Raw genomic sequence first — 25,039 nt, 5'->3', positions numbered from 1 at the left:
AGGCGGTTTTTTTCTGAATCGACGACGCCAACCTGATCGCACTCGACAGCTTAGTGCCAGCCGCGATGATTGTCGTAGTGACGGTGGCCATAGTCGCTATGGCCCGGAGGATGATGGCGATACCAGTCATCGCGCGCCCAGTAGCGGCGGCCGTCCCAGTAGCGGTCGCCATGCCAGCCGATAACGATCGACGGGCCGCCGTAGTACACCGGTGCCGGCTGATACACGACGGGCGGCGGAGGCGGCGGAGGCGGTGCGTAGACCGGCGCCGGCGCAACGTAGACCGGCGCGGGAATGCCGATATTGACCCCGACGTTGAGCCCCGAGGCCATTGCCGCACCCGATGCACCCAACGTCAAAACCCCGAGCAGAAGCGGAACTAAGCGAGCGGACTTCATTGATCACCCTTTGGAAGAATGTGTTCTGTGGGCGGAAATATAACGCAAGGTAGCGTTCCGCGTATTTCACGTTTGTAATAACTGATGCACAACATCGCAGTATCGACTGCTACGTAACGTCTGGTTACATGCGAGCGCGTTCGGGTTAAATCGATGCGGGGTTGCAATCGAAGTACGCGTGGCGTTCAAGTGTGCTTGATGCGCGCGATGCAGTCGCCGTGAATTCATCGTCGCGAACACGGACATAGGCAAACAGGCATCGTTGTTTCGCCAGCGTTTAGCAAGTGCCCGACGCGCATTCACACCGAACTACGAGCCGAGAAAACAAAACCCCGCGGAGCCTGGACTCTCCGGGGTTTGCCGCCAGCGCGCGGCCGTGCACGCGGACGACATCGATGTGATAGCCGTACAGTCTGCTCAGGACCTCGGTACGCACTACTTCGTCCGTCGCCCCGCTCGCTGCGTGGTGCGGACCGCTTCGAGCATGTAGTTACCGACCGGCTCCGTCAGCGCGACAGGCGTTTTCGAGTAGTGCGCCTTGAACGATGCAATTGCAGTCAGCCAGGGCTTGAGTGATGCGTCGAACTTCTTCACGTTGGCTTGAAAGTAGGCTGCCTGCGCGGGGTTCAATGTGGAAAGGTCTGCCGCCACTGCTTTCGCAACCGCCGGCATGGCTTTCGGGTCGTACCAGAGGTGCGGGTTCGGCGTGCTGTCGGGCAGGCCGAGCAGGTGTTGGGCGTCGATGACCTTGCGTTTGCTGTCGGGCGCGGCTGCGATGATCTTGTCGGCCCAGGCGTCGTATCCCACGCCGTTCTTGACGATCAGATCGGCGGAAGCAATCTGCGCTGCCACCTTCGGGTTGACCTCGAAGGTGTGTCGATCCGTGTTGGGATCCGTTTCGATCGCGCTCACCTGAACGTACTTGCCGCCGATCTGGGCGATGACGTCGGCGTACTCGTTTTCGACACCGATGGCGTTGATTACGCCAGCCGCTGCCGATGCCGCCATGCGCTTCCCGGATGCAGGGCAAGCAGGATCAATGCCGCCGAAAGGCTACCGATGGGCGTTAGTGCGGCGCGCCAAACAAACCGGTCTGGCTGTCCTGCACTCCGGGAGGCGCGGTGCCGAACGGAGTTGCAAAGCATGGCGGCGATTTTTTTCATCGGCGTTCCTGGTACGAAAATAACACTCCGATAGGGTTAGATACGTTATAACATAACAAATATGGTGTGCAGCGTTCCCGGTGGACAGACTGGCCGTCCCGGACCGTGGCATCAGCGACGTGGGCTGTCACCGCATGGGGGGCATCTCCACCGTAACCATTTGCTCAGCGCCCGGGCACCTCGACGGGCGAACATGCTTGAGCGCGTGCCGCTCACAGGAGAATGCAATGCAAGATGCAACCGACTTCCAGCGTATCCCGACGACCATCCTGACCGGCTTTCTCGGCGCCGGAAAAACGACCTTGCTCAACCGCATCCTGACCGAGCATCACGGCGGACGCGTTGCGGTCATCGAAAACGAGTTCGGCGAAGCGGGCATCGACAACGAATTGCTGGTACAGGACGGTAACGAGCAGATTGTCGAAATGAACAACGGCTGTATCTGTTGTACGGTGCGTGGCGACCTGGTGCGTATTCTTTCGACGCTCGCTGCGCGACGGGAGACAGGGGAACTCGCGTTCGAGCGGGTCATCATCGAGACAACGGGACTTGCCGATCCGGCGCCCGTCGCGCAAACGTTCTTTGTTGACGATGTCGTGCAGGAGAAATACGTGCTCGATGCCATCGTGACGGTGGTCGACGCGCGGCATGGCGGCGAGCAACTCGACGAACATCACGAAGCACAGGAGCAGGTCGGATTCGCGGACCGTATCCTCGTATCCAAGGTGGACCTGGTTGACGAAGAGCAGGCGCAGCAACTGATGCGCCGGTTGCGGCAGATGAACCCGCGCGCGACGATCAGGCCGGCACATTTTGGCGAGACGGACCTGAAGCAACTGCTCGACATCCGCAGCTTCAGTCTGGATGCCATTGTCGACATCGAGCCCGATTTCCTTGAAGACGTTTCGCACGAGCATGACGACGATGTGACGTCCTTCGTCTACCGCTCTACTGCGCCTCTGGATCGGGACAAGCTCGAGGCGTTCTTCAGCGCCACGGTTGCGATCTATGGTGCCGCGATGCTGCGCTACAAGGGCGTGCTGAACCTGGCGGGTGTCGACCGTCGCGCAGTGTTCCAGGGCGTACATATGATTTTTGGCGCGGATATCGGTAAGTCCTGGGGCGCGAATGAAACGCGCGAAACCCGAATTGTTTTCATCGGCAAACAGTTGCCACATGATCTTTTCAAGGCGGGCCTCGACAACTGTATGGTTGGCGAAGTCCTGCAGAACTGACACGAAGGATCGCGCCTGCTTGCCGCGCGCCCGCCTCGGCCAGCAGGCTGGCCGTGTCGATTCATGCGATCTTCTTCACCATGTTTGAGGCTCCACTTTTCCCATGCACAAGCTCCCCGTCACCGTACTGTCCGGCTTTCTCGGCGCGGGCAAGACCTCGCTCCTGAACCACGTCCTGAATAACCGCGAAGGCAAGCGGGTGGCCGTAATCGTGAACGATATGTCGGAAGTCAACATCGACGCTCAACTGATTCGTGACGGCGGCAGCCAGCTCTCGCACATCGACGAAAAGCTCGTCGAAATGAGCAACGGTTGCATTTGCTGCACATTGCGCGAGGACCTGCTGATCGAGATCCAGCGGCTCGCGCGGGAGAAGCGCTTCGACTATCTGCTGATCGAATCCACGGGCATATCCGAGCCCTTGCCGGTGGCGGAAACCTTTACGTTCCGCGACGAGCAAGGTCACAGCCTCTCGGATATCTCTCGCCTGGATACGATGGTGACGGTCGTCGACGCCTATAACTTTGTGCGCGACTACGGTTCCCACGACTTCCTGGCGGATCGCGGCGAAACGATGGGCGCGGAAGACCGCCGCACCGTGGTCGATCTGCTGACCGAGCAGATCGAGTTCTGCGACGTGATCGTGCTGAACAAGACGGACCTTGTGAGCGCAAGCGAGTTGGCGTTGCTCAAAGGCGTGCTGCGGGTGCTGAACGCCCGCGCGAAGATCGTCGAAAGCCGCTTTGGCCAGGTGCCGATCGGGCAGGTTCTCGATACCGGCCTGTTCGACTTCGAAGCCGCTGCGCAAGCGCCTGGGTGGCTCAAGGAGATGCGCGGCGAACACATTCCCGAAAGCGAACAATATGGCATCACCAGCTTCGTCTACCGCGCGCGCCGTCCGTTTCATCCGCAGCGTTTCTTCGACTGGATTCAGAGCGAGTGGCCGGGCGTCGTACGCTCGAAGGGGTACTTCTGGCTGGCCTCGCGCAACCATGCGGTCGGCGAATGGTCGCAAGCCGGCGCGATCTCGCGTCACGGACGGGCCGGGACCTGGTGGGCGGCTGTGCCCAGGCACGCCTGGCCGCAGGAGCCCGAAGCACAGGCGATCATCCGAAGCCGCTGGCATGAGCGTTTCGGGGATCGTCAACAGGAGCTGGTCCTGATCGGCACCGGAATGGACGAGGCAGCCTTGCGCGCCTCCTTTGATGCCTGCCTGCTAAGCGAGGACGAACTGGCCCGTGATGAAGTCGCGTGGCACAAATTTACCGACCCGTTCCCTGAGTGGACGCAGTAAGGTGTGTCCACCCAGGCAGTAACCTGGCACCATGCATCCTCAATCGCATTGAGGTACTTCGCCTGCCTGGCGCCGGGCACTCAGGCGAGCTCAACCGGGCCGTGGTCGTCGCAATGATCGCCGTGCGGATGGTGCAGGTGGCCGTTGACCAGGTAGTCGACGTGATCGCCATGCGGTACCGCTTCGTGGCCGCATGCCGGCCCGTGGACATGTCCCGACTCATGACCGCCGCAGTCGGAAGTACATTGATCCGGATTTTTTGCGCTCACCTCCAGCCGGTGTTCGTCCACGTGATCGCCATGGGGATGGTGCAGGTGGCCATCGTGCAGATAGTCAGTGTGATCGCCATGCCTGATCGCAGTGTGTCCGCAGTTCGGACCATGCTGATGGTCATGATGGGCATGATGCGGTTCGTTGCAGGTGCTCATAGCGGTGCTCCTCGACTCATGTGGTAGAGAACGCATGACGTGGGCTTCGCGGCGTGCCCACAATGGGCAACGGTTAATCCCGCCAGATTTCAAAGCGATCCTGCTTACGCACGCCGAAGTCAACGCCCTTTGGGTCCGTCTAGATGATGACATACCGCCGATGAAGTGAACGCGTCTATGCTTTAATTAACCGGCGCGGTGGGTTCGATAGCCGGAAAACATCGGGCTTGCCTTGCAGGTCAGCTGCAAGACGCGTCATTCCTCCTTCGGTGGCTCATCAAATGCGGACGGCGGACGCTCACACGTGTTCAGCCATGTCGCTGATGACACGCTTTACGTGCTCGTCAGTTGCTACACAGAAAATCTGTTTTCCGCACCGGTCGGCGCGCAGCACCCGGACTGTTCGCAAAAGCCGCAGGTGACGGCTGACGAGCGTTTGCGCCAGACCAAATTTTGCCGCGATGTCGGAAACGCGCATCGGCACGCGAAGGCATGCTGCAATTATTTTGAGGCGGGTCGGATCGCCCATCTGCCGAAACATCTCTACCAGGTCCGCGACCTGGTCGTCGATCAACTCGGACGCCTGCAGTTTTGCATTCCAAAGAGTCACGTCGCCAATAGATGACGCGCCGCCGCATGCACGGAATTACCGCGATTGCCCGTCTCCTCCCAGGGGCCATCGGGATATCGACGTCGACCGATGGGACTCGACACATTAACGTGGCCGGCACCGATGTCACGAATCGCTTTGCCACGAAGCTTTGCCCAGTTCGACCGACGTCGAATGGCCGGGACCCAGGCGCGACGAAAAGGCCGTGTACGAAGGGTCGAATTGGGCGATTAGCTATCCGCAACCGAGCAATGGCTGCTGCACGTTCACGATAGCCCTTCGATCGGAGCCAGGTCGAACGGCCGCGACGGGTTCGCGCGGTCTCGCTCGCAGCATCTGAAGCACGCGGCGCATATTCTTATGATGCTGTGTCCGGCCAAAAGCAGCCGATCACGTTGGGAAAACGTATGCCTGCTTCCTCCTGGTGACCCGACGCCAACGCGGCACGAGCCAATCGCAATGATCGCGTGCCTGGCGCGTCCCGGTGGACGATGACGCCCTATCGCGTATCGTGGATTCGCTCGCACGTGCCGTCCTCGCGCAAACAAAATCCATCCATAAAGGCCACTGCCCGAAAGGCGAAGCCGGGTCTAATGCAGTCAAATTCTTTCAATTCGCCGTCGTTCACTCCACGTCATGGCTGACGCCGCGGTCTCCGTGCCGGCAATCATTGGCCTCGTACTTGCGCGCACGTTCGGTTGGCTTTGGATGGACCCGCTCGCGGGCGTCGTCGGCGCACTGGTGATTGCAAAATGGTCGTACGGGTTGATGCGTGACACCGGTGCAATCCTGCTCGACATAAATCCGGACCGGCACATGGCGGAGAACGTTCGCCATGCCATCGAGGACCGTGGCGACAAGGTGCTCGACCTGCATGTATGGCGGGTGGGCCCTGGCCACATGAGCGCGGTCGTATCGGTCGCGACCAGCGAGTCACAGCGGGATTCACGTTTCTATCATGCGGTGCTCCAGCGCTTTAAGGGATTGTCCCATGTCACGGTCGAGGTCCAGCCTGCTCAAGCGGTGGCGTGATCCACGATGCTACTGGCGCCACACACTTGTATGCGAGGAAACCTTGCGTTGAGCGTGCATAGGGATTCTGGTCGTCGCCGGTTATTGACCAGTTGAACGCGGTGGTATGCGCGGAACTTCGGGTGGCGACAACAAGCGCTCCTCCGGGCGAATCTGGCCGGACTCTCCGACGTACGTCCGACTCCATCTGTTGAATACACCGTGGGTGCGCGGGCTCGTTCGCGGCCTCTTCAGCGCCGTCGCGAGCGCCTGTCGTCAGGTCTCATCGGCCAATTGACGCAGATCGTGCGCGAATGCGTCGGCCGGATCGTCGTCCGCGCCGATCAGGCGTGCATGCCCTTTCGCATCGAATATGTAGATCGCCGAGCTATGGGTTACCTCGTATCCACCATTCGCGCGGGGCTTGTCAGCCTGGTACGCGACGCGATAGCGTTGCGCAAGCGCCTTGATCGCGCTATCGGAACCGGTCAGGCCGACGTCATGCTGTGCGTCGAACGCGTCGACATACGCATGCATCACTGCGGGCGTGTCCCGCGCGGGGTCGACGCTCACGAACAGAATCTTCACATGCTGTGCGGCGCCGCCCAGTTGATGCGTCACCTGGGCCAGTTTGGCCAGTGTCTGCGGGCATACGTCGGGGCAATGCGTGTAGCCGAAGTAGACGAGTGTGACATCACCTGCCAGGTTCGCCTGGCTAATCTGCTTTCCGGTGTCTGAGGTCAGCTCGAAATCCAGATCGGGCAAGTGTCCCTGGACGTCCGTGAGCTTCCACGGCTCTTCGTGGTGGCAGGCGGCGAGTGAAACGGCGAGCGTCGCGCCGACAGCGAAACGCACACAGCGATGAAAGAATCGGGGCATGGATAGGTTCGGCATTGCCGTCGCAAAAGATCAAGCTTGGGAAGCACAGTCTATTGCGGAGAGCTTTCATTCGCCTGCCCGCGTAGTGCCTTATCCGCTTCACAACTTGGGCCAATCTCTTGCCAAGCAGTGAGGAGCGGCGACGGTTCGCGCGAGAGCATGCCGTTTCACATGCACTGCCCTGCATTCCCATCCGACAGTGGAGCCTCATTCGAAATTACGCTCTGCGAAAAACGTAGTACCTCTCTATCGTCTAAGTGACCGGCCTTGGCTTGTCCTGCACAAATTGTGCGCCAGGGTCATCAGGTGTCACGCCCAGAAGATTCATGGTCTTCGCCGCGATATCCGAGAAGGCTGGTCCTGCGACTGCTCCGCCGAAATGCGAGCCCACGTGGGGCCGGTCGATCGAAACCGCGATGATAACCCTCGGATGCTGTGCCGGGACAATCCCAACAAACGACGCCCGATACTGACTGCGGTCGTAGCCGCGCGCGGTCCAACGATATGCGGTTCCGGTCTTGCCTGCGGCCGTATAGTCCGGTACGGCTGCCTGTGGTGCTGTACCGTCCCGGGACACCACGGACTCAAGCATGGTGAGCACCTCCGCCGCGACGCGTGGCGAATAAATGCGTCGACGATGCACAGGCATACCCTGTCGCGGATGAATCGTAGCGGGTACAAACACACCTTCATTGCCGAACACCGTGTACATCTGCGCGAGTTGCAGCAGCGATGCGGACAGACCGTAGCCGTACGACATCGTTGCCTGCTCGATGCGCCGCCAGTTCTGGTAAGGGCGCAATGTGCCGGTTGCCGCACCCGGCAACCCCGCGCGCGGCGCCCGGCCCAGGCCGACAGCATGAAAATTGTTCCACATGTCGTGCGGCTTCATCAGCAGCGCGATTTTTGTCGTGCCTACGTTGCTTGACTTCTGCACGACGCCGCTGACCGTCAGAGTGCCGAAGTTCTTGTCGTCGTGAATCACGGCCCCGTCGAGCCGCAGCTTTCCACCATTGGTCGGTACCACGGAGCGAGGCGATACCTTATTGCGTTGCAACGCCAGTGCGATCGTCAGGGGTTTCATGACCGAGCCCGGCTCGAACACATCGGTGACAGCGTGGTTGCGGACAGCCTCGCCCGCTCTGCCGCGGCGCGCATTCGGATCGAAACTCGGCCAGTTTGCCATGGCGAGAATCTCGCCACTATGTGCATCCAGAACGATCGCCGAGCCTGAATGCGCATCGGTGCGCTCAACGGCGTCACGCAGCGCCTTGAACGTTGCATACTGGATCGGCTGATCAATGGTGAGCTGCACGTCCTCGCCAGCAACGGCAGGTTGCAACGCAAGCGTTTCGATAACCTGCCCTCTGGCGTTCCGTAGCACGCGGCGACTGCCATTGCGACCGGTCAGGAGGCGATTATCGACTTTTTCAATGCCTTCCAGACCCGTCCCGTCGACGCCGGCGAAACCCGTGACATGCGCCACGATACTGCCTTCCGGATAGTAACGACGGTAATCCGGTTGGGCATACACACCAGGCACATCGAGAAGCATTGCCCGCTTCGCAACATCAAGGGGCACCTGCCGTTTGAGGTAGACGAATGGTTTGTGGGACGCCGCGATGGCGTCGATCGAGCGCGTGTCGATGTCAAGCAACTTGCCCAATGCAGATGCCTGGTCCGATGAGGCCGTGTCCGCGCCGTCCGCATCCATCCATAACGTGCGCGTCGGAAGGCTAAGCGCCAGCGCTCGCCCGTCGCGATCGAGAATGCGTCCACGCATCGCATGAATGCTGAACTCCCGCACCTGTCGCAGTTCCCCCTGCTTCTGATAAAACCCGTCCTTGACTCCCTGTACCCACAATGCTCGCGCGGCAAGGACGAGAAAGCCGAATGAGAAAGCCACTCCCAGGGCGCGAGAACGCCAACGCGGCAGCGCATGTGGTCTGGTTGAAAATGGAGAAAAATTAACGGGTCTTGAGCGAAAACGCATCGAGTGATTTCAGAGGAGGTGACCTTCGCCACCTTCACGAGAACGAGCGCCGACAAACGCAGTACAAGGGCGCGCCGGAGCCTGGGGATCCCTGAAATACTAGCACGAGACTTTCTGCGCCAGATCTCTACCGCAGACAGCCTTTCACAAACGACATGTAGATGTGATCTGTCAACCGCGCCTGGAAAAACTGCACGCGTGTACGTCCCATCGCGCGAGCCACCGTTACGCCAACGGGTACACCGTGAAAGAAAGTCTCCCCCTGCAATCGCACACTCTCCCCGGAGCGCGAACGGTGCAATTCGCGCGTGCTGCGCTTCCATCGATCGGCGATGCATTCGACTACGGATGACACGTCCTGCTCCGTCACGCCCGAGTATGCGGGCGCACCTTCAAACACACCATGCGTTCGTGAACACGACACGAGCATGACGCATCCACATGCTGCGGCAAGTATCCAGTTCCTTCTTGCCCGACGGTGATGCGAGTGTCGCTGCGCTCCGGCCGTCCCGACTCGCAGCGCGGCTGCGCAATTGTCCTGGGCATCCCCGCTTCGGGCAAAGCGTGCAGAAAGTCGGTTTAAGGCTGCGTGTATACTCATAGCCTGTTGCCCTATGGATAAGTGCCCGCGGCGGGCTTGCTACCGAATGAAGGTTATCACTAGTCTTTTTTTTCTCCTCGTATGTTGCTGGACCTATCACCTGGCTCACGCCCAACCGAAACCCGCACCACTAGCCGACTACGCTTTTCTCAGACGCATCCATGTCCGTGAGTCCGTAGTCAATTGCATCGCGGCGTTCGACCAATGGGTTCGAACCGAGCCACGCTACGATTCAATCATCGTCTCGGCAGGCAATGCGTTACACGCGAAAGTATTGCCGGCGAGAGGTGCGCAGGAATCCGGGCAGCGGTCCGCACTCGATGCGACGGTAAATATGCTTGCGGTAGCCAAGCTTCGACAAAAGTATGTGTGGATTCCTGTCACGGCTTCCTGTGGCGTATGGAAGAAACACGTCATCTCCTTTTCACTCGGGCCTAGAGAGCGACACCCGTAGAGCGCACGCTGCCTGCCGTTGCACTCGACGCTTTGAACGAGTTTGCCGGCAGTCGTGCTTGTCCGAGCGCGTCAGCGCGATTGGCAACGCGTCTACAGCAAGACGAATGCTACGCGCGCGGTAGCGGTCGGAAGAATAGCGCTGGCCAGCAGCCAGAGGGCACTGACGCATTCGTCAGAAAATCCCTGGCGAACAAGGGCGAGCCCGGCCGGATTGGGTGCATTGGCGATAACCGTTAGCCCTTCCCCGGTCCCGCGCCTGCGACCAGCAGATATCTTGCTTCATGAGATAACCCCTCTATCAACGAGCCGAGATAGGTGGTCGCTGCGTTATCCATGATCGCTGTCAGGCCAGTCGCCCCAACATAAAGCACCTGCGCGTCCATGGAGCGCACAATCGGCTGAAGCCACCATTGCTGCAGGCCACCCAACACAACCAGCCGGCTCAGGAAGAATGCAACAAGCAGGCTTTCCCGCAGCAGGAGCGGCGTCTGAAACCGTTCATACGCCTGCCTAAAGCCCAGGAAAAACAGAAAGGCCGCGACAAACAGGATCGCGTGATGGGCGTTCAGAACGACGAATATCAGAAAACGATTTATCTCGGCGTACTCAACGCTCAGGTCTCGATCAGATGAAGGAACTGCCTTACGCGTGGACTGATGCCCTCACCAAAGAAGGCTTGCGGTGTCGTGTCTTCAGCAACCACTCCGCCGTCCATGAAAACGACCCGATCCGCAACATCTCGCGCAAACCGCACTTCGTGCGTGACGATCAGCATCGTCATGCCGAGTTTGGCGACATCGCGCATTACGGTCAGGACATCCTCTCGCAGCGCTGGATCGAGAGCGGAGGTGGGCTCGTCGAACAATATGACTTCCGGATCCATCGCGAGCGCACGCGCGATCGCTACGCGCTGCTTCTGACCGCCGGACAGCCGTCCGGGATACTCGTTGGCTTTCGCGGCGAGCCCAACCTGCGTCAGCAGGCGCATTGCGCGCTCCGATGCTTGCGCGCGAGGAACACCCCTGACGCTGACCGGACCTTCCATCACGTTTTCCAGCGCTGTCCTGTGCGGAAAGAGATTGAACGACTGGAACACCATGGCCGTGCGCTGACGGATCGCGCGGATCTTCTTCTGCTGGTCACCCGACAGTTTCGATAAACCAGTGCATTCGACATCGATACCGCACACGGTCACCGTGCCGGCATCCGGCATCTCGAGGAAATTCAGTGAGCGCAGCAGCGTGGTCTTGCCCGATCCCGACGGCCCCATCACCACGACAACTTCGCCTTTCGATACGCTGAAGTCGACGCCGCGCAACACCTGGTTGTCGCCGAAGGCCTTCGAAAGTCCACGAACTTCGATTGTCCTGCTATCCGTATTCATATATAACGCCTCGACAAGCGATTCTCGAGGACTGTCTGAACTATCGTGAGAATCTGATTGATGCCCCAGTAGATGATACCGACCGTCAGGAACATTTCCATGTAGCGGAAGGTGGATGCGCCGACCTGGTCGGCCACGCGGGTCAACTCCACCACAGTGATGGTCGAGGCGAGCGACGTGTCCTTGATCAGCGCGATCATGCGGCTGCCAACGGGCGGGATCGCGATACGCAGACCCTGAGGAAGGATCACCCGCGACATGGCTTTCCAGTAACCCATGCCCAGCGACATCGCGGCTTCCCACTGGCCCTTGTCCACCGCGTTGATGCCGGAACGGAAGTTCTCGCTCAGATACGCGGCCGAGAACAGCGTCAGCGCGAGCAGCGCTGCAGGAACCGGGTCAAGTGTCACACCGTAATGGGGCAATCCGAAATAGATGAGCAGTATCTGCACAAGCAGCGGCGTACCACGAAAGATGGATACGTATGCGAACGCGAACGCGCGCAATACGCCGATGCTTGAGAGACGGGCCAGCGCGACGAGCAACCCCAGCGTCGAACCCAGCACGAACGACGATAGCCCGAGGAAGAGTGTCATCAGCACCGCGCTCTTCAACAGCGGCAGCGAGCGGATGAAAAGTTCGATCATGGCTATTCCTTCTGCGCCTTGGCTTTAGCAATCATGCCGACCATATCGTAGTCGTGCCCGACCCACTTCTTCGCAATGGCCTGAATCGTCCCATCGGCCATCATCTCCGCGATCGCCTTGTTGACCGCCGCGCGCAGAGCCGGTTGGCCTTTCACCATAGCCGGTGCCGATAGCTGATAGATCAGCGGGTCACCCACTTCCTTAACGGGCAAGTGGTTGACGTTGGCGTACTTCATGCCGCCGAAGTGAGAAATAATCACCGCGTCGATACGCCCACTGCCGAGATCGTTGAAGATAAATCCCCCGTTGTCGTATGAACGGATATCGGAGTCCTTCAGATGCGCCCGGGCCCATGATTCGTTGCTGGAGCCGGTGGCCACGCCGACCCGCTTGCCCTTAAGCGAGTCCTTGCCCTTAATATCCGTGTTGCCGACAGGTACGAAAATACGGAAATCCTCCACGCCGTATGGATCGCCGAAATCAACCTGTTGTTCGCGTTCAGGCGTAGGTGTGAGATCGTTCATCACGAGGTCGTACTTGCCCGTCTTCAACCCTTCCACGAAGTTCTTGAATGAATCTGCAATGAACACGACGTTCGGCACGCCAATGCGCTTGCCGACTTCTTTTGCAATTGCGACGTCATAGCCGACCGGCTTATTGTTTTCGTCCAGCATGCTCCACGGAGGACTGCTCTGGGTATTGGCCACACGCAGCGTGCCGTTTGCCCTCGCCTGCGCGAGCAGGTCTGCTGCGTGCACAGTCGCGGGCGAGCTGAATGCCACGCAAAGCGCCACGAAACTCATTAGCGTGATAGCGCGTCTCCGTCCATTGATTGTTCTCATGTCGTCCTCACTAATCCGGATAAGTTGAATGAAAAAATATTACGTAGCGACTGCGCGAGTTCGTTTGAACGCGTCGAGACCGGCATTCAGGTCTGCAAGTAGCATCGCCGGATCTTCGAGCCCGATCGAGAGACGCACGATAGGCTGGTCGGTAAGCGGGAACGCGCGCTCGGCCTGCAAAGGAGCCGGATAGTAGGCAGCGAGGCTATGCACGCCTCCCCAGCTAGCGCCGATGGCGAAGTGCTGGAGTGCATCGAAGAATGCGTTGAACGCGGCTTCCGGCGCGGGCGGGAGAATCAGGGAAAACAGACAGCCGCTGCTCGAAAAGTCCCGCTTCCAGATCGCGTAGCCGGGATCGGACTGGAGCGCCGGGAACAGCACCTTGCTCACTTCCGGGTGATGTTCGAGTTCCCTCGCGATTTGCAGCGTCGCGGCGCTCTGGGCGGCAAACCGGACCTTCAGCGTTTCCAGACCACGCATCACCAGGAAGCAGTCGTCCGGGCTCGTCTGCTGACCGAGAATGCTCTGCGTCTCGCGCACAGCCGCGTAGTAACCCGCGTCGTTCATGCTGATGCAGCCCACCAGCAGATCCGAATGGCCGCCGAAGAATTTCGTCGCGGCTTCGATGCTGAAGTCCACACCGTGTTCGAGCGGTCTAAAAGCGAGCGGACTCCCCCATGTGTTGTCCATCATCGTCATCACGCCGTGACGTTTCGCGACTTCGACGATTGCCGGGATGTCGGGCATCTCCATCGTCACCGTGCCCGGCGACTCCATGCAGATCATGCGGGTATTAGTCTTGATGCACTTCTCGATCTCGGCTCCGATCGCCGGCGAATACAGCTCGACCTCGACGTTGAAGTGCGCAAGCCAGTTATGTGCGAACGTTTTTAGCGCGCCGTAGCAGGCAGCGGACACGAGCAGGTGATCGCCGCCGCGCACGAAACTCATGACGGTCGTCATCAACGCGGACTGACCGGAGGGCGTCACCACGCAATGCGCGCCCCCTTCGAGTTCGGCAATGCGATGCTCCAACTGGCGAGCCGTCGGCGTCCCCGTGATGCCATAGCTATAACCGTCCGGTTGCCGCTCCTTGCGGCGCGTAAATTCGGCCAGAGAATCGAATACGACCGTGGATGCCCGCATGACAGCGGGCGAGAGGCTGCGGAATGGCTGCGGCGCTTTCTGGGTATGACTTGTCATCATGCTCTCTGTGATTGCCTGGTGATGAATCGATGAGCGCAGTTTACTTTCGCCCGAGATTCCATCAACATCGGAAATAATTAGGTCAATAAGTTCTGGTTATGAGGATCCGCGACATCGAGGTGTTCAGAGCGGTCATGAACGCGGGAAGCACGAGCAAAGCGGCGGCCCTGCTCGGCATTTCGCAACCGGCTGTGAGCCAGGCCATCAGGCGTCTGGAAACCATGGCTGACTTCAGGCTGTTCGAGCGCTTGCGCAGCCGGCTCGTTCCGACTCAGGAAGCCGTCGCCCTGATGCGAGAGGTGGACCAGTATTTCCGCGGCTTCGAGGTCATCGAACATCGAATCCGCAGTTTGCGGTCTTACGGGCTGGGGCGGCTGACGATCGCCTGTCTGCCGGCGCTGGGCACAGGCTTTCTGCCTCGCGTCATCGCGGCGTTCGATGCGCCGTCCAGAGACGTGCAAATTTCGCTACAGGTGATGAGCTCGCGCGAAGTGCATGAGAAGGTCTCGGCAGGCCAGGTGGATTTCGGCCTGATGTCCGACGAAATGTCGATGGCCGGCCTGGAGCACTCGGTATTCGTGCGTATGCCGGCTGTAGCAGTGATAAATCAGCATCACCCTTTAGCCGCGCGTCCTTTCATCGCCGTCGCCGATCTGCCTGAATTTCCCTTCATCGCGCTGAATCCCGAAGACAGCACCAGGCTGCGCCTGGACACGCAGCTCACGGCGCGCGAAATCCGCCTCAAGACGGTCGTCGAAACGCCGTATTCGCACACGGTATGCGAACTGGCGCTCGCGGGAGTCGGTATAGGAATCGCTCATCCGCTCGTGACGTTGGACTTCGCAGAGCGGGGGCTCGTGGTGAAGCCGATTGACGTCGAGGTAATGTTCACGGGAGTGCTCGTGTTTCGCCCCGGCACCCCACACACCGAGACCGCGAGGCAGTTCATGCGGCACATGAGAATGCAGCTTGAACGTGACCAGAAGGCGCTGAAACTGGCGCTCAGCGCTGTGGCGACAGTGGGGGACGAAGCTGCCGTTCCCAAGCGTAGTCGCCGTCCGGCAGGGGGGCGAGCTCCGCAGCGAGTTTAATAGTACCGCCCGAAGGCTATAGTCAAGCCGAACAGGCATCTGAGCCACAGCCCGACTCCTGTCCTGACTGTCCGTATTACTATGGCGCGGTCGGACATGCGGCCTGGGCCAACGCGCGACAGAAAAACCAGATACTCGATCAGAGGACCGCTCGGCAGCTTGACGTGGACTTCGACAGTTTCCCCGCTGAATTGCGTTATAAATTTCTGGGAGTATTTGAGGCAGCAGGAATCGCGTCACTTCCGGCAAAGGAGGCGCTGCGGGCAGCATGGGCGGTAGCATCCGGCACCGCGCTTTCATGACATGGCGCGATCAGGCAAGATCGAAGGAATTCAGTCTTTGCCGCGTGATGGCCTGATGATGGGCTGAAAAAACAAAACCCCGCAGAGCCTAAACTCTGCGGGGTTTGCCGCCATTGCTGGCGGAGACGGAGGGATTCGAACCCTCGATCCAGGTTTTGGCCCAGATGCTCCCTTAGCAGGGGAGTGCCTTCGACCTCTCGGCCACGTCTCCCAAACTTTCTGTCGCACAGGGAGTCAGTGCGACGAAGCCAAGATGATAGCGGGCCGAACGTCGAAGGTCAACGTCTGAAGAACACTTTTTGTGCCAGGTTTGTCATTGCCGGCGCAATTTGTTCGCATTGGTCGCGCAAAAGCAAACGGGGCGCTTCGTTGCGCCCCGTTATTCAAATCATTTACGCCTGATCCAGATCAAACGCCTTATGCAGCGCGCGCACCGCGAGCTCCATGTACTTCTCGTCGATCAGCACCGAAATCTTGATTTCGGAGGTCGAGATCATCTGGATGTTGATGCCCTCTTCCGACAGCGTGCGGAACATCGTGCTCGCGATGCCGACATGCGAACGCATACCGACGCCGACCACCGATACCTTCGACACCTTCGGATCCCCGAGCACCTTTTCGGCTTGCACATGACCCTGCACCTGGCCCGTGAGGATCTCCATCGCGCGCTGATAATCGCCACGGCCGACCGTGAACGTGAACGCCGTTTTGCCTTCGACGCTCTGGTTCTGGATGATCATGTCGACGTCGATATTCGCGTCCGCCACCGGGCCGAGAATCTGATAGGCGATGCCCGGCTTGTCGGGCACGCCCATCACGGCGATACGAGCTTCGTCGCGCTGGAATGCGATGCCCGAGATGACTGCTTTTTCCATGGTCTCGTCTTCTTCAAAAGTAATCAGGGTGCCCGACTTCATTTCAGCGTCGAGCGGCATCAGCGGATCGGTCAGGCTCGACAGCACGCGCGTCTTCACCTGATACTTGCCGGCGAATTCCACCGAACGGATCTGCAGCACCTTCGAACCCAGGCTGGCCATTTCCAGCATTTCTTCGAACGTCACGCGATCGAGCCGGCGCGCTTCTTCGACCACCCGCGGGTCGGTCGTGTACACGCCGTCGACGTCGGTATAAATCAGACACTCATCGGCTTTCAGCGCGGCCGCCACCGCGACCGCCGACGTGTCCGAGCCGCCGCGGCCGAGCGTCGTGATGTGGCCGTCCGGGTCGATGCCCTGGAAGCCGGTGATCACCACCACCTTGCCTGCGTCGAGGTCGCGCAACACGCGCTCGCCGTCGATTTCGCTGATGCGCGCTTTCGTGAACGCGCTGTCCGTTCTGATCGGCACTTGCCAGCCTGCGTAGCTGACAGCGTCGACGCCGGCGTCCTGCAACGCGATGGCGAGCAGACCCGAACTGGCCTGTTCGCCCGTGGCGGCGATCATATCGAGTTCGCGCGCGCTCGGTTGAGCCGTGATTTCTTTCGCGAGACCGAGTAAGCGGTTGGTTTCGCCGGACATCGCCGACGGCACGACGACCATCTTGTGGCCGGCCTTATGCCATTTCGCGACGCGCTTGGCGACGTTCTTGATGCGCTCGACCGAGCCCATCGAGGTGCCGCCATATTTATGTACGATGAGTGCCATTGTCGTTCTGAACTGGAAGAGAAACCGCGCTGGCGCGCTGGAGACGACCGCACAAAAGCACAGGAGCGCAACGTCTTGTGAACGACGGCAAAGTGTGTGGCGGCGTAAATGCAGCGCGCGTGCAACACGCGCGGGTTTGCCCGGGAATGATCGCTAGTGACTTAACGGGAAACGACGGATCACGCTCGCAACCGGCGATAGCGACAAAAGCGACGGCGAAATCGGGTCGGGCAAGCGGGTAAACGTACCCGATTGAGCGTAAAAAGACAAGCCGCAGCGGCCATCGAAAGCCGCGGAATCAGCGCCGCAAAGGCTTGTTTCGTGCGGATTTGCGCCCTATTTCCCGATTTGTCGCTCGCTTCTCAGCGCAGCCCGACCGGCCGGTCAGGCGATCAGCAGGTCTTCGCGCCAGATGATCCTGATGCGTGTTCCGTCGGCGTCGGCCGAGGCCGGCAACGCTGCGCGATTCACGCCGAGCAAAGGCACGAACAGCAGTTCGTCACCGATATAGAGCAACGGCACGTCGCGCTTCCATGCAGGGACGCCGCGTTCCTGGAACAGGTTCTTCAGCGTTCGGCTCGGTGCGCCGGCCGCGTCGCTCGTGCGCATTCGTTCGCCGCCGCTGCGCGAGCGCGCGCTCAACGAGGCGCGTCGCAGGACGTCGCAAGGGATCGTGTCGGTGGCGTCAGAGCCTGCCTCTGCCGCACCCTGCTCCTCGAGCGCAAACACAAACGTGCCCCGCCATTGCGGCAAACGCCAGATCGATTCGCCCTGCCACGCGAGTTCGCTGATCTCGCGCGCGGCGAGCGCGGTCTCATCGGCGGCTTCACTGCTGTCGCCCGCTTCCCAATACACGAGGCCGCGATAGCTGCGCAACGCCTGGCCCGCATGATCGACACGCAGACGATGCCCGTCGCCCGCCGCGCCCACTTCACGCAGTTGGCGCAACGCATCGCTCAGACGAGCACTCGATGCCGCAGTGAGACCCAACGTGCGCATCCAGTAACGCATGAGATTGAGCGCGCGATCGTCGTCGAGTGCGAGCAGCGCATCGTGCGACAGCGCGCGTCCTTCGTCGGCGGATACCGCATCCATGTCGATGCGCGCGAGCGCATCGAGCAAGCGCTGCGCCGACGCCGCATGAGCGGCCGTGCGTGCCAGCGCGTCGCGAAAACCGGGAAAATGGACCGCCAGCGCCGGCGTCACCTCGTGACGCAGCGCATTGCGCGCGTAGCGGGTGTCCGCATTCGACTCGTCGTCGATCCAGTGCAAGGCACGCGCGCTCGCATAGTGCTCGAGCTGCGCGCGCAACACATGGAGCAACGGCCTCACACGCGCCGCGCACGCGCCGGCCGCACTGAACTCGGGCGCCATCGCCGCAAGACCCGCGAGACCCGCGCCACGCAGCAATTGCAGCAGGACGGTTTCTGCCTGGTCGTCGGCGTGTTGCGCGAGCCAGAGCGTGTGAATGCCGCGCGCCGCGCACATCGCATCCAGCGCGCGATAACGCGCATCACGCGCTGCCGCCTCGACGCTCACGCCGCCAGCACGCGGCACCTCGACGCGCAGCGCGTCGAATTCGACGCCGCGTTCCTGCGCAAACGCCTGGCAATGCGCGAGCCACGCGTCGGCGTGAGGACTCAGCCCGTGATGCACATGCAGCGCGACACAACGCGACGCGCCCGCGACGCGCACCGCGGCATCGAGCAGCACGCTCGAATCGACACCGCCGCTGAACGCTACCGCAATGCGCGCACTGCCAGGAAGCGCCGACAGCGCCAAGCCGACCGCCTCGATCACGAGGCGGTCGGCAGGCGAAGCGGCGATGGGAGTCACGTCGTTAGCGCACGAAGCGCTGATGGAGAGAGAACGCGCGCGGGCTCAAGCACCCGGCGTCGTTTGCTTGAACTTGCCGTACGACATCAACCGTTCGAAACGGCGTTGACGCAGGTCGTTGATGCTCATCCCCTGGAACTGGCGCAGCGAGTCGGCGAGCGCACGGCGCAGCATGGCGGCCATGCCCTTCGGATCGCGATGCGCGCCGCCGAGCGGCTCGTTGACGATCTTGTCGATCAGGCCGAGCGCCTTCAGACGATGCGCGGTCAGGCCGAGCGCTTCTGCGGCTTCCGGCGCCTTCGCGGCACTCTTCCACAGAATCGATGCGCAGCCTTCCGGCGAAATCACCGAGTAGGTCGAGAACTGCAGCATCAGCACGCTATCGCCGACCGCGATGGCAAGCGCGCCGCCCGACCCGCCCTCACCGATGATCGTCGCAATCAGCGGCGTCTTCAGTTCGGCCATCACGTACAGATTGCGGCCGATCGCTTCGGACTGGCCACGCTCTTCCGCGCCGATGCCCGGATACGCGCCCGGCGTGTCGATGAACGTGAAGATAGGCAGGTTGAATTTTTCGGCCAGACGCATCAGGCGTTCAGCCTTGCGATAGCCTTCCGGACGCGGCATGCCGAAGTTGCGCAGTGCGCGCTCCTTCGTGTCGCGGCCCTTCTGATGGCCGATCACCATGCAGGCCTGGCCGTTGAAGCGCGCGAGGCCGCCGACGATCGACAGGTCGTCCGCGTAGTTGCGGTCGCCATGCAGTTCGTGGAAATCGGTGAACAGCTCGCTCACGTAATCGAACGTGTACGGGCGTTGCGGATGACGGGCGATTTGCGAAACCTGCCACGGCGTGAGGTTCGCGTACAGATCTTTGGTGAGCTGTTGACTCTTCTTGGACAGCCGCTCGATCTCTTCCGAAATATCGACGGCCGAATCGTCCTGCACGAAGCGCAATTCTTCGATCTTCGCTTCGAGTTCAGCGATTGGCTGTTCGAAATCCAGAAAGGTGGTCTTCATTGGTTGTAATCCTTGGACTTACCGGCAGCGCGTATTCTAACCGCGCTCGCCGCTGTCAAAACCATCTCGCAACTATCCAAATCTAACAATCGATAGCTTTTTGAGATGGCCTCGTTTTTTGTTGTTCAGTAGTCGACCGGCAAGGGATCGAGACTACGCCACATATACCAGGTCGCGACCGTGCGCCACGGCTCCCAGTTCGCCGCGACCTCGCGCGCTTCGCTGCGCGTGACCGGTTCGCCGCTGAAATAGTTGACGCTGATCGCGCGGATCAGGCCGAGGTCGTCGAGCGGCAGAACATCGGGACGCGACAGATTGAAGATCAGGAACATCTCCGCGGTCCAGCGGCCGATGCCTCGAATCTGGGTGAGCTCGGCGATCACCGCCTCGTCTTCCATCGACGTCCACTTGCCGACGTGCAGCGCCCCCGACACGAAATGCTGCGCGAGATCGAGCACATACTCGGCCTTGCGCTTGGACAGCCCGCACGCGGTCAGCTTCTCCTGACCGAACTTGATGAACTGCTGCGGCACGAGCTTCGGACACGCGGCTTCGACTTTCGCCCACACGGCTTGAGCAGACGCGACCGAAATCTGCTGCCCCACCACCGAGCGCGCGAGCGTGACGAACGGGTCGCCACGGCTCAGCAGGTGCACCGGGCCGAATTTCGGAATCAGCTTCTTCAGAATACGGTCGCGCTTGACGAGGTCCGCACACGCCTTGTCCCAATACGCCGGACGCGTGACTTCGGGCGTGAGGCCGCCGATCTGCACCGGTACCGCCGCATCGCTCGCACTCGCCGCTTCGCCACCGGCACTCGCCGATGCGCGCGTCTTGCGCACGACTTCGCCCGCGTTGGTGTCGCGCGCGAGCTCCTGCACGTCGCCGGCGAGTTCGGCCGGCAATGCGCCATTGCCTTTCACACGCGTCGCCTTGGCGCGCTTCGCGGCAGGCGCGTGTGCCGACGTCCCGTTGAGCGCACGCTTGAGCGTGGCCTTTTTCGCTGCCGCCCCTACGCTCGCTGCGCTCTTCGCCGCCACCGCAGTGGCTTTCGACGATGCTTTCTGTACCGCGCCGCTGCCCGCGCGAGCCGACGTGCGTGTCGACTTTGCCGCGGCTGCCGCGTTTGTCTGAGACGCGGCTCGTTTAGCCGGCGTCTTCGTGGCCGTTGCCATCCTGCCTCCTGCCTGGCGGGTCGATCAGAGGGAAGTACGAGGTGCGCTCACACGCGCCGCCACTCGGTCAACCCGCCGGGTTTGTCTTCAAGTGCAACGCCGGCCTCGAGCAATTCGGCCCGGATCCGGTCTGCTGCCGCATAGTCCTTCGCCTGCTTGGCGGCCACACGCGCGGCGATCTTCGCTTCGATCGCGGCGGGCTCGAGCGCGCCTTGTGCTGCGGCACCCGCGGCCTGCTGCAGATACGCACGCGGCTCACGCCCGAGCAGTCCGATCACCGCGCCGAGCGCGCGCAATTGACGGGCCAGCGCGGGGTCGCGCGTGCGGTTCACTTCAGTTGCCAACTCGAACAACACCGACACTGCAACCGGTGTGTTGAAGTCGTCGTTCATTGCCGCCTGGAAACGCTGCGCATGCGCTTCGTTCCAGTCGAGCTCCGCGGCGTCCGGCGTGACATCCTTGAGCGCGGTGTACAAACGCGCGAGCGCGTTGCGGGCGTCGTCGATATGCACGTCGCTGTAGTTCAACGGCGAGCGATAATGCGCGCGGGCAATGAAAAACCGCACGACCTCTGCATCGTACTGCGCCAGCACTTCGCGAATCGTAAAAAAATTGTTCAACGACTTCGACATCTTCTCATTGTCGATCTGTACGTAGCCGTTGTGCATCCAGTAATTGACGAAGGTTTGACCGGTAGCGGCTTCACTTTGCGCTATTTCGTTTTCGTGGTGCGGAAACTGCAGATCCTGGCCGCCGCCATGAATGTCAAATTGATCGCCGAGCAGCGTGCAGCCCATCGCCGAGCACTCGATATGCCAGCCAGGACGACCGCGCCCGTACTTCGATTCCCAGCCAGTGTCGGCGGGTTCGTCGGGCTTCGCCTGCTTCCACAACACGAAGTCGAGCGGGTCCTGTTTCGCGTCGTTGGCCGCGACGCGTTCGCCCGCGCGCAGGTCTTCGAGCGACTTGCCCGAGAGCTTGCCGTAGCCGGCGAACTTGCGCACCGCGTAGTTGACGTCGCCGTCGCTCGCCTGATACGCGTAGCCGTTCGCCTCGAGCGTCTCGATCATGCCGAGCATCTGCGCAATGAAGTCGGTGGCGCGCGGTTCGAGGTCGGGCCGCTGGATGCCGAGCGCGTCCGCGTCTTCATGCAACGCGTCGATGAAGCGGTCGGTCAGCGACTTGATCGTCTCTCCGTTCTCGACGGCGCGGCGGATGATCTTGTCGTCGATATCCGTGATGTTGCGCACGTAGGTCACGTCATAGCCGAGCGTGCGCAGCCAGCGCTGCACGATGTCGAACACGACCATCACCCGCGCGTGACCGACGTGACAATAGTCGTACACAGTCATCCCGCAGACGTACATCCGCACGACGCCTGCTTGCAGCGGCACGAAAGTTTGCTTGTCACGCGCGAGCGTGTTGTAGATGCGCAGTGATTCCATAGAGAACGGTGCGTGGGCCGAAAGAAATCCGCATTGTGTTTCAGACGCGCCGCGCCCCGCCAGAAGACGACGGGTGCGTCGCATACAGCAAAACCGGCGCACCTGGTGCGGCGATCAAGCTGCGGTCAAAGCGGAGACGACCACGAGTGGCGAAAAGACAGTTTGCGGTTCGACGGAACGCGCAGACCTTTTGTTAGAATGGGTCGGAGTATAACATCCAGACCCAAGCCTATGAAACCTTCCAGCGGCCGCGCGCACAGCGCTGCGACCCTCGCCGCGACGGCGTGCAATGGCCTCACGCGCGGCGCTGTGCGCGCCCTCGCCGTGCGCGTCACCGTGGCCGTCGCTCTCGCGGCCCTGCCCGTTGCGGCAGCCTATGCACAGAAGGCCGGCATGATGCCGCAAGGCCCCGCGGTGCGCGATAACACGCCGGAAATCGACGCGTCGATTGCGCAGAAAAACTGGGAAGCGTCGTTGACCCAGCTCGATGCGCGCATCGCATCGAATCCGCGCGACGCGCAGGCGAAGTTCAAACGTGCCACCGTGCTCGCGCACCTGAATCGCGACGACGAGGCGATCGCCGCGTTCACCGAACTCACGCAGTTGTACCCCGAATTGCCCGAGCCGTATAACAACCTCGCCGCGTTGTACGCGAAGCAAGGCCATCTCATCGAAGCGCGCACCGCGCTCGAAACGGCCACCAAGGCCAACCCGAGCTACGGCCTCGCGTACGAGAATCTCGGCGACGTGTATCTGCGCTTGGCGAGCGAAGCCTACCGTCACGCGCAAGGCCTCGGCAAGGCGAGCCCCACGACCGCGCGGCGTCTGGCCGACATCCAGAAGATCGTCTCGCCGCCGAAGAACGGTGCGCCGGCGAGGCCCGCTGCAGCGGCAGCGCCCACGGAGAGCGCCACGGGCCGCGCCATCTCGAACATGAACATGCCGCAGACGCCGAGCTTCCAGTTCGGCGGCTCGAATGGCTCGCTGGCCATGCCGCCCTACATGGCGCCGTCGCAGTAACGCCGGCACGTTGTGGGCACTCCGCTTCTTCCACCCCGAGGATCTTCATGAAATGGTTGATGTTGGCGCTCGGCAGCGCCGCCCTGATCGCAAACGCACCCGCTTTTGCCCAGTCCGGTTCGCAAGCCGCGCATCCGTCCGTGCTGCTCAAGACATCGGCGGGCGACATCGGCGTCGAGTTGTATCCTGAGAAAGCGCCGAAGACGGTCGCGAATTTCCTCGACTACGTGAAGTCCGGCCAGTACAGCGGCACGATCTTCCATCGCGTGATTCCCGGCTTCATGATTCAGGGCGGCGGCTATACGCAGAGCTTCGCCGAGAAGCCGACGCGCGCGCCGATTCCTCTGGAGAGCCGCAACGGTCTGAAGAACCTGGCCGGCACGCTCGCGATGGCGCGCACGAGCGATCCGAATTCGGCCACCGCCCAGTTCTTCATCAACACGGTGGACAACGCCGGCCTCGATTATCCGAATCCGGACGGCAGCGGCTACGCGGTGTTCGGCAAGGTCACGAGCGGCATGGACGTCGTGAAGAAGATCGAAGCCACGCCTACCACGTCGCGCGGCCCGATGGGCGACGTGCCTAAGACGCCGATCGTGATCCAGTCGGCCACGGTAGTCGGCAAGTAAGTGAGCAGCTAAGCGGACGAAGCACGACGAGCGCGCACGAGCCAACCCGAGCGTGCTCTCGAATCAGCACGGCAACGCCCGTACGTCGACGCGTTGGTGCACAATCCACGCCCCGGCGCGGGCGGCAGTCAAGGCAGTACGTAACGCATGACGGTTCGCCGCGCCCTTTTACCCACCCGTTCATCAAAGGATTCCATCATGGTTGAACTGCATACGAACCACGGCGTCATCAAACTCGAACTGGACGCCGAGAAAGCGCCGAAGTCGGTTGAGAACTTCCTCAACTACGTGAAGGCCGGCCACTACGACAACACGGTGTTCCACCGCGTGATCGACGGTTTCATGATCCAGGGCGGCGGTTTCGAACCCGGCATGAAGCAGAAGCCGACGGCCGAGCCGATCAACAACGAAGCGAACAACGGTCTGAAGAACGTCAACGGCTCGGTCGCGATGGCGCGCACGAACGACCCGCACTCGGCGACGGCACAATTCTTCATCAACGTGAACGACAACGACTTCCTGAACCACTCGTCGCCGACGCCGCAGGGCTGGGGCTACGCGGTGTTCGGCAAGGTGGTCGACGGCATGGACGTGGTCGAGAAGATCAAGAAGGTCAAGACGGGTTCGAAGGGCTTCCATCAGGACGTGCCGGCCGACGACGTCGTGATCGAAAAGGCTGTGATCGTCGACTAAGCTCTACCGAGCGTCGACTCGTTCGAACTGAAATCAGGCAC

At 61.1% G+C, this 25,039-nt stretch carries 21 protein-coding genes, 1 tRNA gene and 3 pseudogenes; 8 read left to right on the top strand and 17 right to left on the bottom strand.

From position 1 onward, the window contains the following. Positions 1–50: 50 nt before the first annotated feature. From B0G69_RS12860 to B0G69_RS12850, 3 genes and pseudogenes are all read right to left on the bottom strand, one after another. Positions 51–398 (bottom strand): hypothetical protein, encoded by a 348-nt coding sequence (locus B0G69_RS12860; RefSeq protein ID WP_121317468.1) that lies wholly within the window; start codon positions 396–398, stop codon positions 51–53. 370 nt (positions 399–768) lie between these two features. After that, positions 769–861, bottom strand: a pseudogene (locus B0G69_RS41795) (ABC transporter ATP-binding protein); the annotation flags it as partial. Next, positions 834–1,406: a zinc ABC transporter substrate-binding protein gene (locus tag B0G69_RS12850; protein ID WP_241991313.1), complete on the bottom strand. Its 573-nt coding sequence runs from the start codon at positions 1,404–1,406 to the stop codon at positions 834–836. The gene B0G69_RS12850 and the pseudogene B0G69_RS41795, both read right to left, overlap by 28 nt. A 382-nt stretch (positions 1,407–1,788) precedes the next feature. Here B0G69_RS12850 and B0G69_RS12845 point away from each other — a divergent pair, with 382 nt between their 5' ends. The 3 genes from B0G69_RS12845 (at position 1,789) to B0G69_RS41380 (ending at position 4,545) form a co-directional block, all read left to right on the top strand. Further along, positions 1,789–2,796: a GTP-binding protein gene (locus tag B0G69_RS12845; RefSeq protein ID WP_121317466.1), complete on the top strand. Its 1,008-nt coding sequence runs from the start codon at positions 1,789–1,791 to the stop codon at positions 2,794–2,796. A gap of 103 nt (positions 2,797–2,899) precedes the next feature. Beyond that, positions 2,900–4,090 carry a zinc metallochaperone GTPase ZigA gene (zigA, locus tag B0G69_RS12840; protein ID WP_121317464.1) on the top strand — a complete coding sequence of 397 codons (1,191 nt, stop codon included), beginning with the start codon at positions 2,900–2,902 and terminating at the stop codon, positions 4,088–4,090. A gap of 113 nt (positions 4,091–4,203) precedes the next feature. Then, positions 4,204–4,545, top strand: coding sequence for a hypothetical protein (locus B0G69_RS41380; protein WP_199731194.1), 342 nt, complete (start codon positions 4,204–4,206; stop codon positions 4,543–4,545). 271 nt (positions 4,546–4,816) lie between these two features. Here B0G69_RS41380 and B0G69_RS12830 read toward each other — a convergent pair whose 3' ends face one another. Continuing rightward, on the bottom strand, positions 4,817–5,092 hold the full coding sequence (locus B0G69_RS12830; RefSeq protein ID WP_241991312.1) for a metalloregulator ArsR/SmtB family transcription factor: 276 nt from the start codon (positions 5,090–5,092) through the stop codon (positions 4,817–4,819). A 663-nt stretch (positions 5,093–5,755) separates the two neighbouring features. Here B0G69_RS12830 and B0G69_RS12825 point away from each other — a divergent pair. After that, a pseudogene (locus B0G69_RS12825) lies at positions 5,756–6,160 on the top strand (cation diffusion facilitator family transporter); the annotation flags it as partial. 255 nt (positions 6,161–6,415) lie between these two features. Here B0G69_RS12825 and B0G69_RS12820 read toward each other — a convergent pair. From B0G69_RS12820 to metC, 7 genes and pseudogenes are all read right to left on the bottom strand, one after another. Further along, positions 6,416–7,018 carry an SCO family protein gene (locus B0G69_RS12820; protein ID WP_121317460.1) on the bottom strand — a complete coding sequence of 201 codons (603 nt, stop codon included), beginning with the start codon at positions 7,016–7,018 and terminating at the stop codon, positions 6,416–6,418. A gap of 253 nt (positions 7,019–7,271) precedes the next feature. Then, positions 7,272–8,924 (bottom strand): penicillin-binding protein 2, encoded by a 1,653-nt coding sequence (locus tag B0G69_RS12815; protein ID WP_241991311.1) that lies wholly within the window; start codon positions 8,922–8,924, stop codon positions 7,272–7,274. A gap of 1,234 nt (positions 8,925–10,158) precedes the next feature. Continuing rightward, a pseudogene (locus tag B0G69_RS12810) lies at positions 10,159–10,655 on the bottom strand (putative Na+/H+ antiporter); the annotation flags it as partial. Positions 10,656–10,681: 26 nt separating this feature from the next. After that, a complete protein-coding gene (locus B0G69_RS12805) occupies positions 10,682–11,452 on the bottom strand; it encodes an amino acid ABC transporter ATP-binding protein (protein ID WP_121317458.1) in 771 nt (256 codons plus the stop codon). Then, positions 11,449–12,099 (bottom strand): amino acid ABC transporter permease, encoded by a 651-nt coding sequence (locus tag B0G69_RS12800; protein ID WP_121317456.1) that lies wholly within the window; start codon positions 12,097–12,099, stop codon positions 11,449–11,451. The genes B0G69_RS12805 and B0G69_RS12800 overlap by 4 nt, the downstream gene beginning before the upstream one ends. A 2-nt stretch (positions 12,100–12,101) precedes the next feature. After that, entirely contained in the window at positions 12,102–12,941 is an 840-nt protein-coding gene (locus B0G69_RS12795) for an ABC transporter substrate-binding protein (protein ID WP_121317454.1), read from the bottom strand. A 39-nt stretch (positions 12,942–12,980) separates the two neighbouring features. Continuing rightward, positions 12,981–14,144 (bottom strand): cystathionine beta-lyase, encoded by a 1,164-nt coding sequence (gene metC, locus B0G69_RS12790; protein ID WP_121319350.1) that lies wholly within the window; start codon positions 14,142–14,144, stop codon positions 12,981–12,983. Between the two features lie 101 nt (positions 14,145–14,245). On the opposite strand from metC, the gene B0G69_RS12785 reads away from it, so the two are divergent. Continuing rightward, a complete protein-coding gene (locus tag B0G69_RS12785; protein ID WP_241991310.1) occupies positions 14,246–15,238 on the top strand; it encodes a LysR substrate-binding domain-containing protein in 993 nt (330 codons plus the stop codon). 419 nt (positions 15,239–15,657) lie between these two features. Here the strand turns inward: B0G69_RS12785 and B0G69_RS12780 are convergent. From B0G69_RS12780 to cysS, 6 genes are all read right to left on the bottom strand, one after another. Beyond that, positions 15,658–15,751, bottom strand: a tRNA-Ser gene (locus B0G69_RS12780). A 181-nt stretch (positions 15,752–15,932) separates the two neighbouring features. Beyond that, the gene (locus B0G69_RS12775; protein WP_121317452.1) at positions 15,933–17,183 is read right to left on the bottom strand and encodes an aspartate kinase; all 1,251 of its coding nucleotides are present in this window, start codon (positions 17,181–17,183) and stop codon (positions 15,933–15,935) included. 384 nt (positions 17,184–17,567) lie between these two features. After that, positions 17,568–19,019, bottom strand: a complete 1,452-nt coding sequence (gene tilS, locus B0G69_RS12770; protein ID WP_121317450.1) for a tRNA lysidine(34) synthetase TilS — start codon at positions 19,017–19,019, stop codon at positions 17,568–17,570. 45 nt (positions 19,020–19,064) lie between these two features. Further along, on the bottom strand, positions 19,065–20,036 hold the full coding sequence (locus B0G69_RS12765; RefSeq protein WP_121317448.1) for an acetyl-CoA carboxylase carboxyltransferase subunit alpha: 972 nt from the start codon (positions 20,034–20,036) through the stop codon (positions 19,065–19,067). Between the two features lie 125 nt (positions 20,037–20,161). Next, on the bottom strand, positions 20,162–21,211 hold the full coding sequence (locus tag B0G69_RS12760; RefSeq protein ID WP_121317446.1) for a DNA-3-methyladenine glycosylase: 1,050 nt from the start codon (positions 21,209–21,211) through the stop codon (positions 20,162–20,164). A 47-nt stretch (positions 21,212–21,258) separates the two neighbouring features. Beyond that, positions 21,259–22,656 carry a cysteine--tRNA ligase gene (cysS, locus tag B0G69_RS12755; RefSeq protein ID WP_121317444.1) on the bottom strand — a complete coding sequence of 466 codons (1,398 nt, stop codon included), beginning with the start codon at positions 22,654–22,656 and terminating at the stop codon, positions 21,259–21,261. 231 nt (positions 22,657–22,887) lie between these two features. Here cysS and B0G69_RS12750 point away from each other — a divergent pair, with 231 nt between their 5' ends. The 3 genes from B0G69_RS12750 (at position 22,888) to B0G69_RS12740 (ending at position 24,998) form a co-directional block, all read left to right on the top strand. Continuing rightward, positions 22,888–23,676: a tetratricopeptide repeat protein gene (locus tag B0G69_RS12750; protein WP_121317442.1), complete on the top strand. Its 789-nt coding sequence runs from the start codon at positions 22,888–22,890 to the stop codon at positions 23,674–23,676. 47 nt (positions 23,677–23,723) lie between these two features. Beyond that, positions 23,724–24,305 (top strand): peptidylprolyl isomerase, encoded by a 582-nt coding sequence (locus B0G69_RS12745; RefSeq protein ID WP_121317440.1) that lies wholly within the window; start codon positions 23,724–23,726, stop codon positions 24,303–24,305. Positions 24,306–24,503: 198 nt separating this feature from the next. Then, entirely contained in the window at positions 24,504–24,998 is a 495-nt protein-coding gene (locus B0G69_RS12740) for a peptidylprolyl isomerase (RefSeq protein ID WP_121317438.1), read from the top strand. Positions 24,999–25,039 lie beyond the last annotated feature (41 nt).

It is taken from the genome of Paraburkholderia sp. RAU2J (genome assembly GCF_003634845.1).
Classification (GTDB): Bacteria; Pseudomonadota; Gammaproteobacteria; order Burkholderiales; family Burkholderiaceae; genus Paraburkholderia; species Paraburkholderia fynbosensis.
Note: the sequence above shows the minus strand (reverse complement) of the source record. Positions and strands in the feature narration are given on the sequence as shown.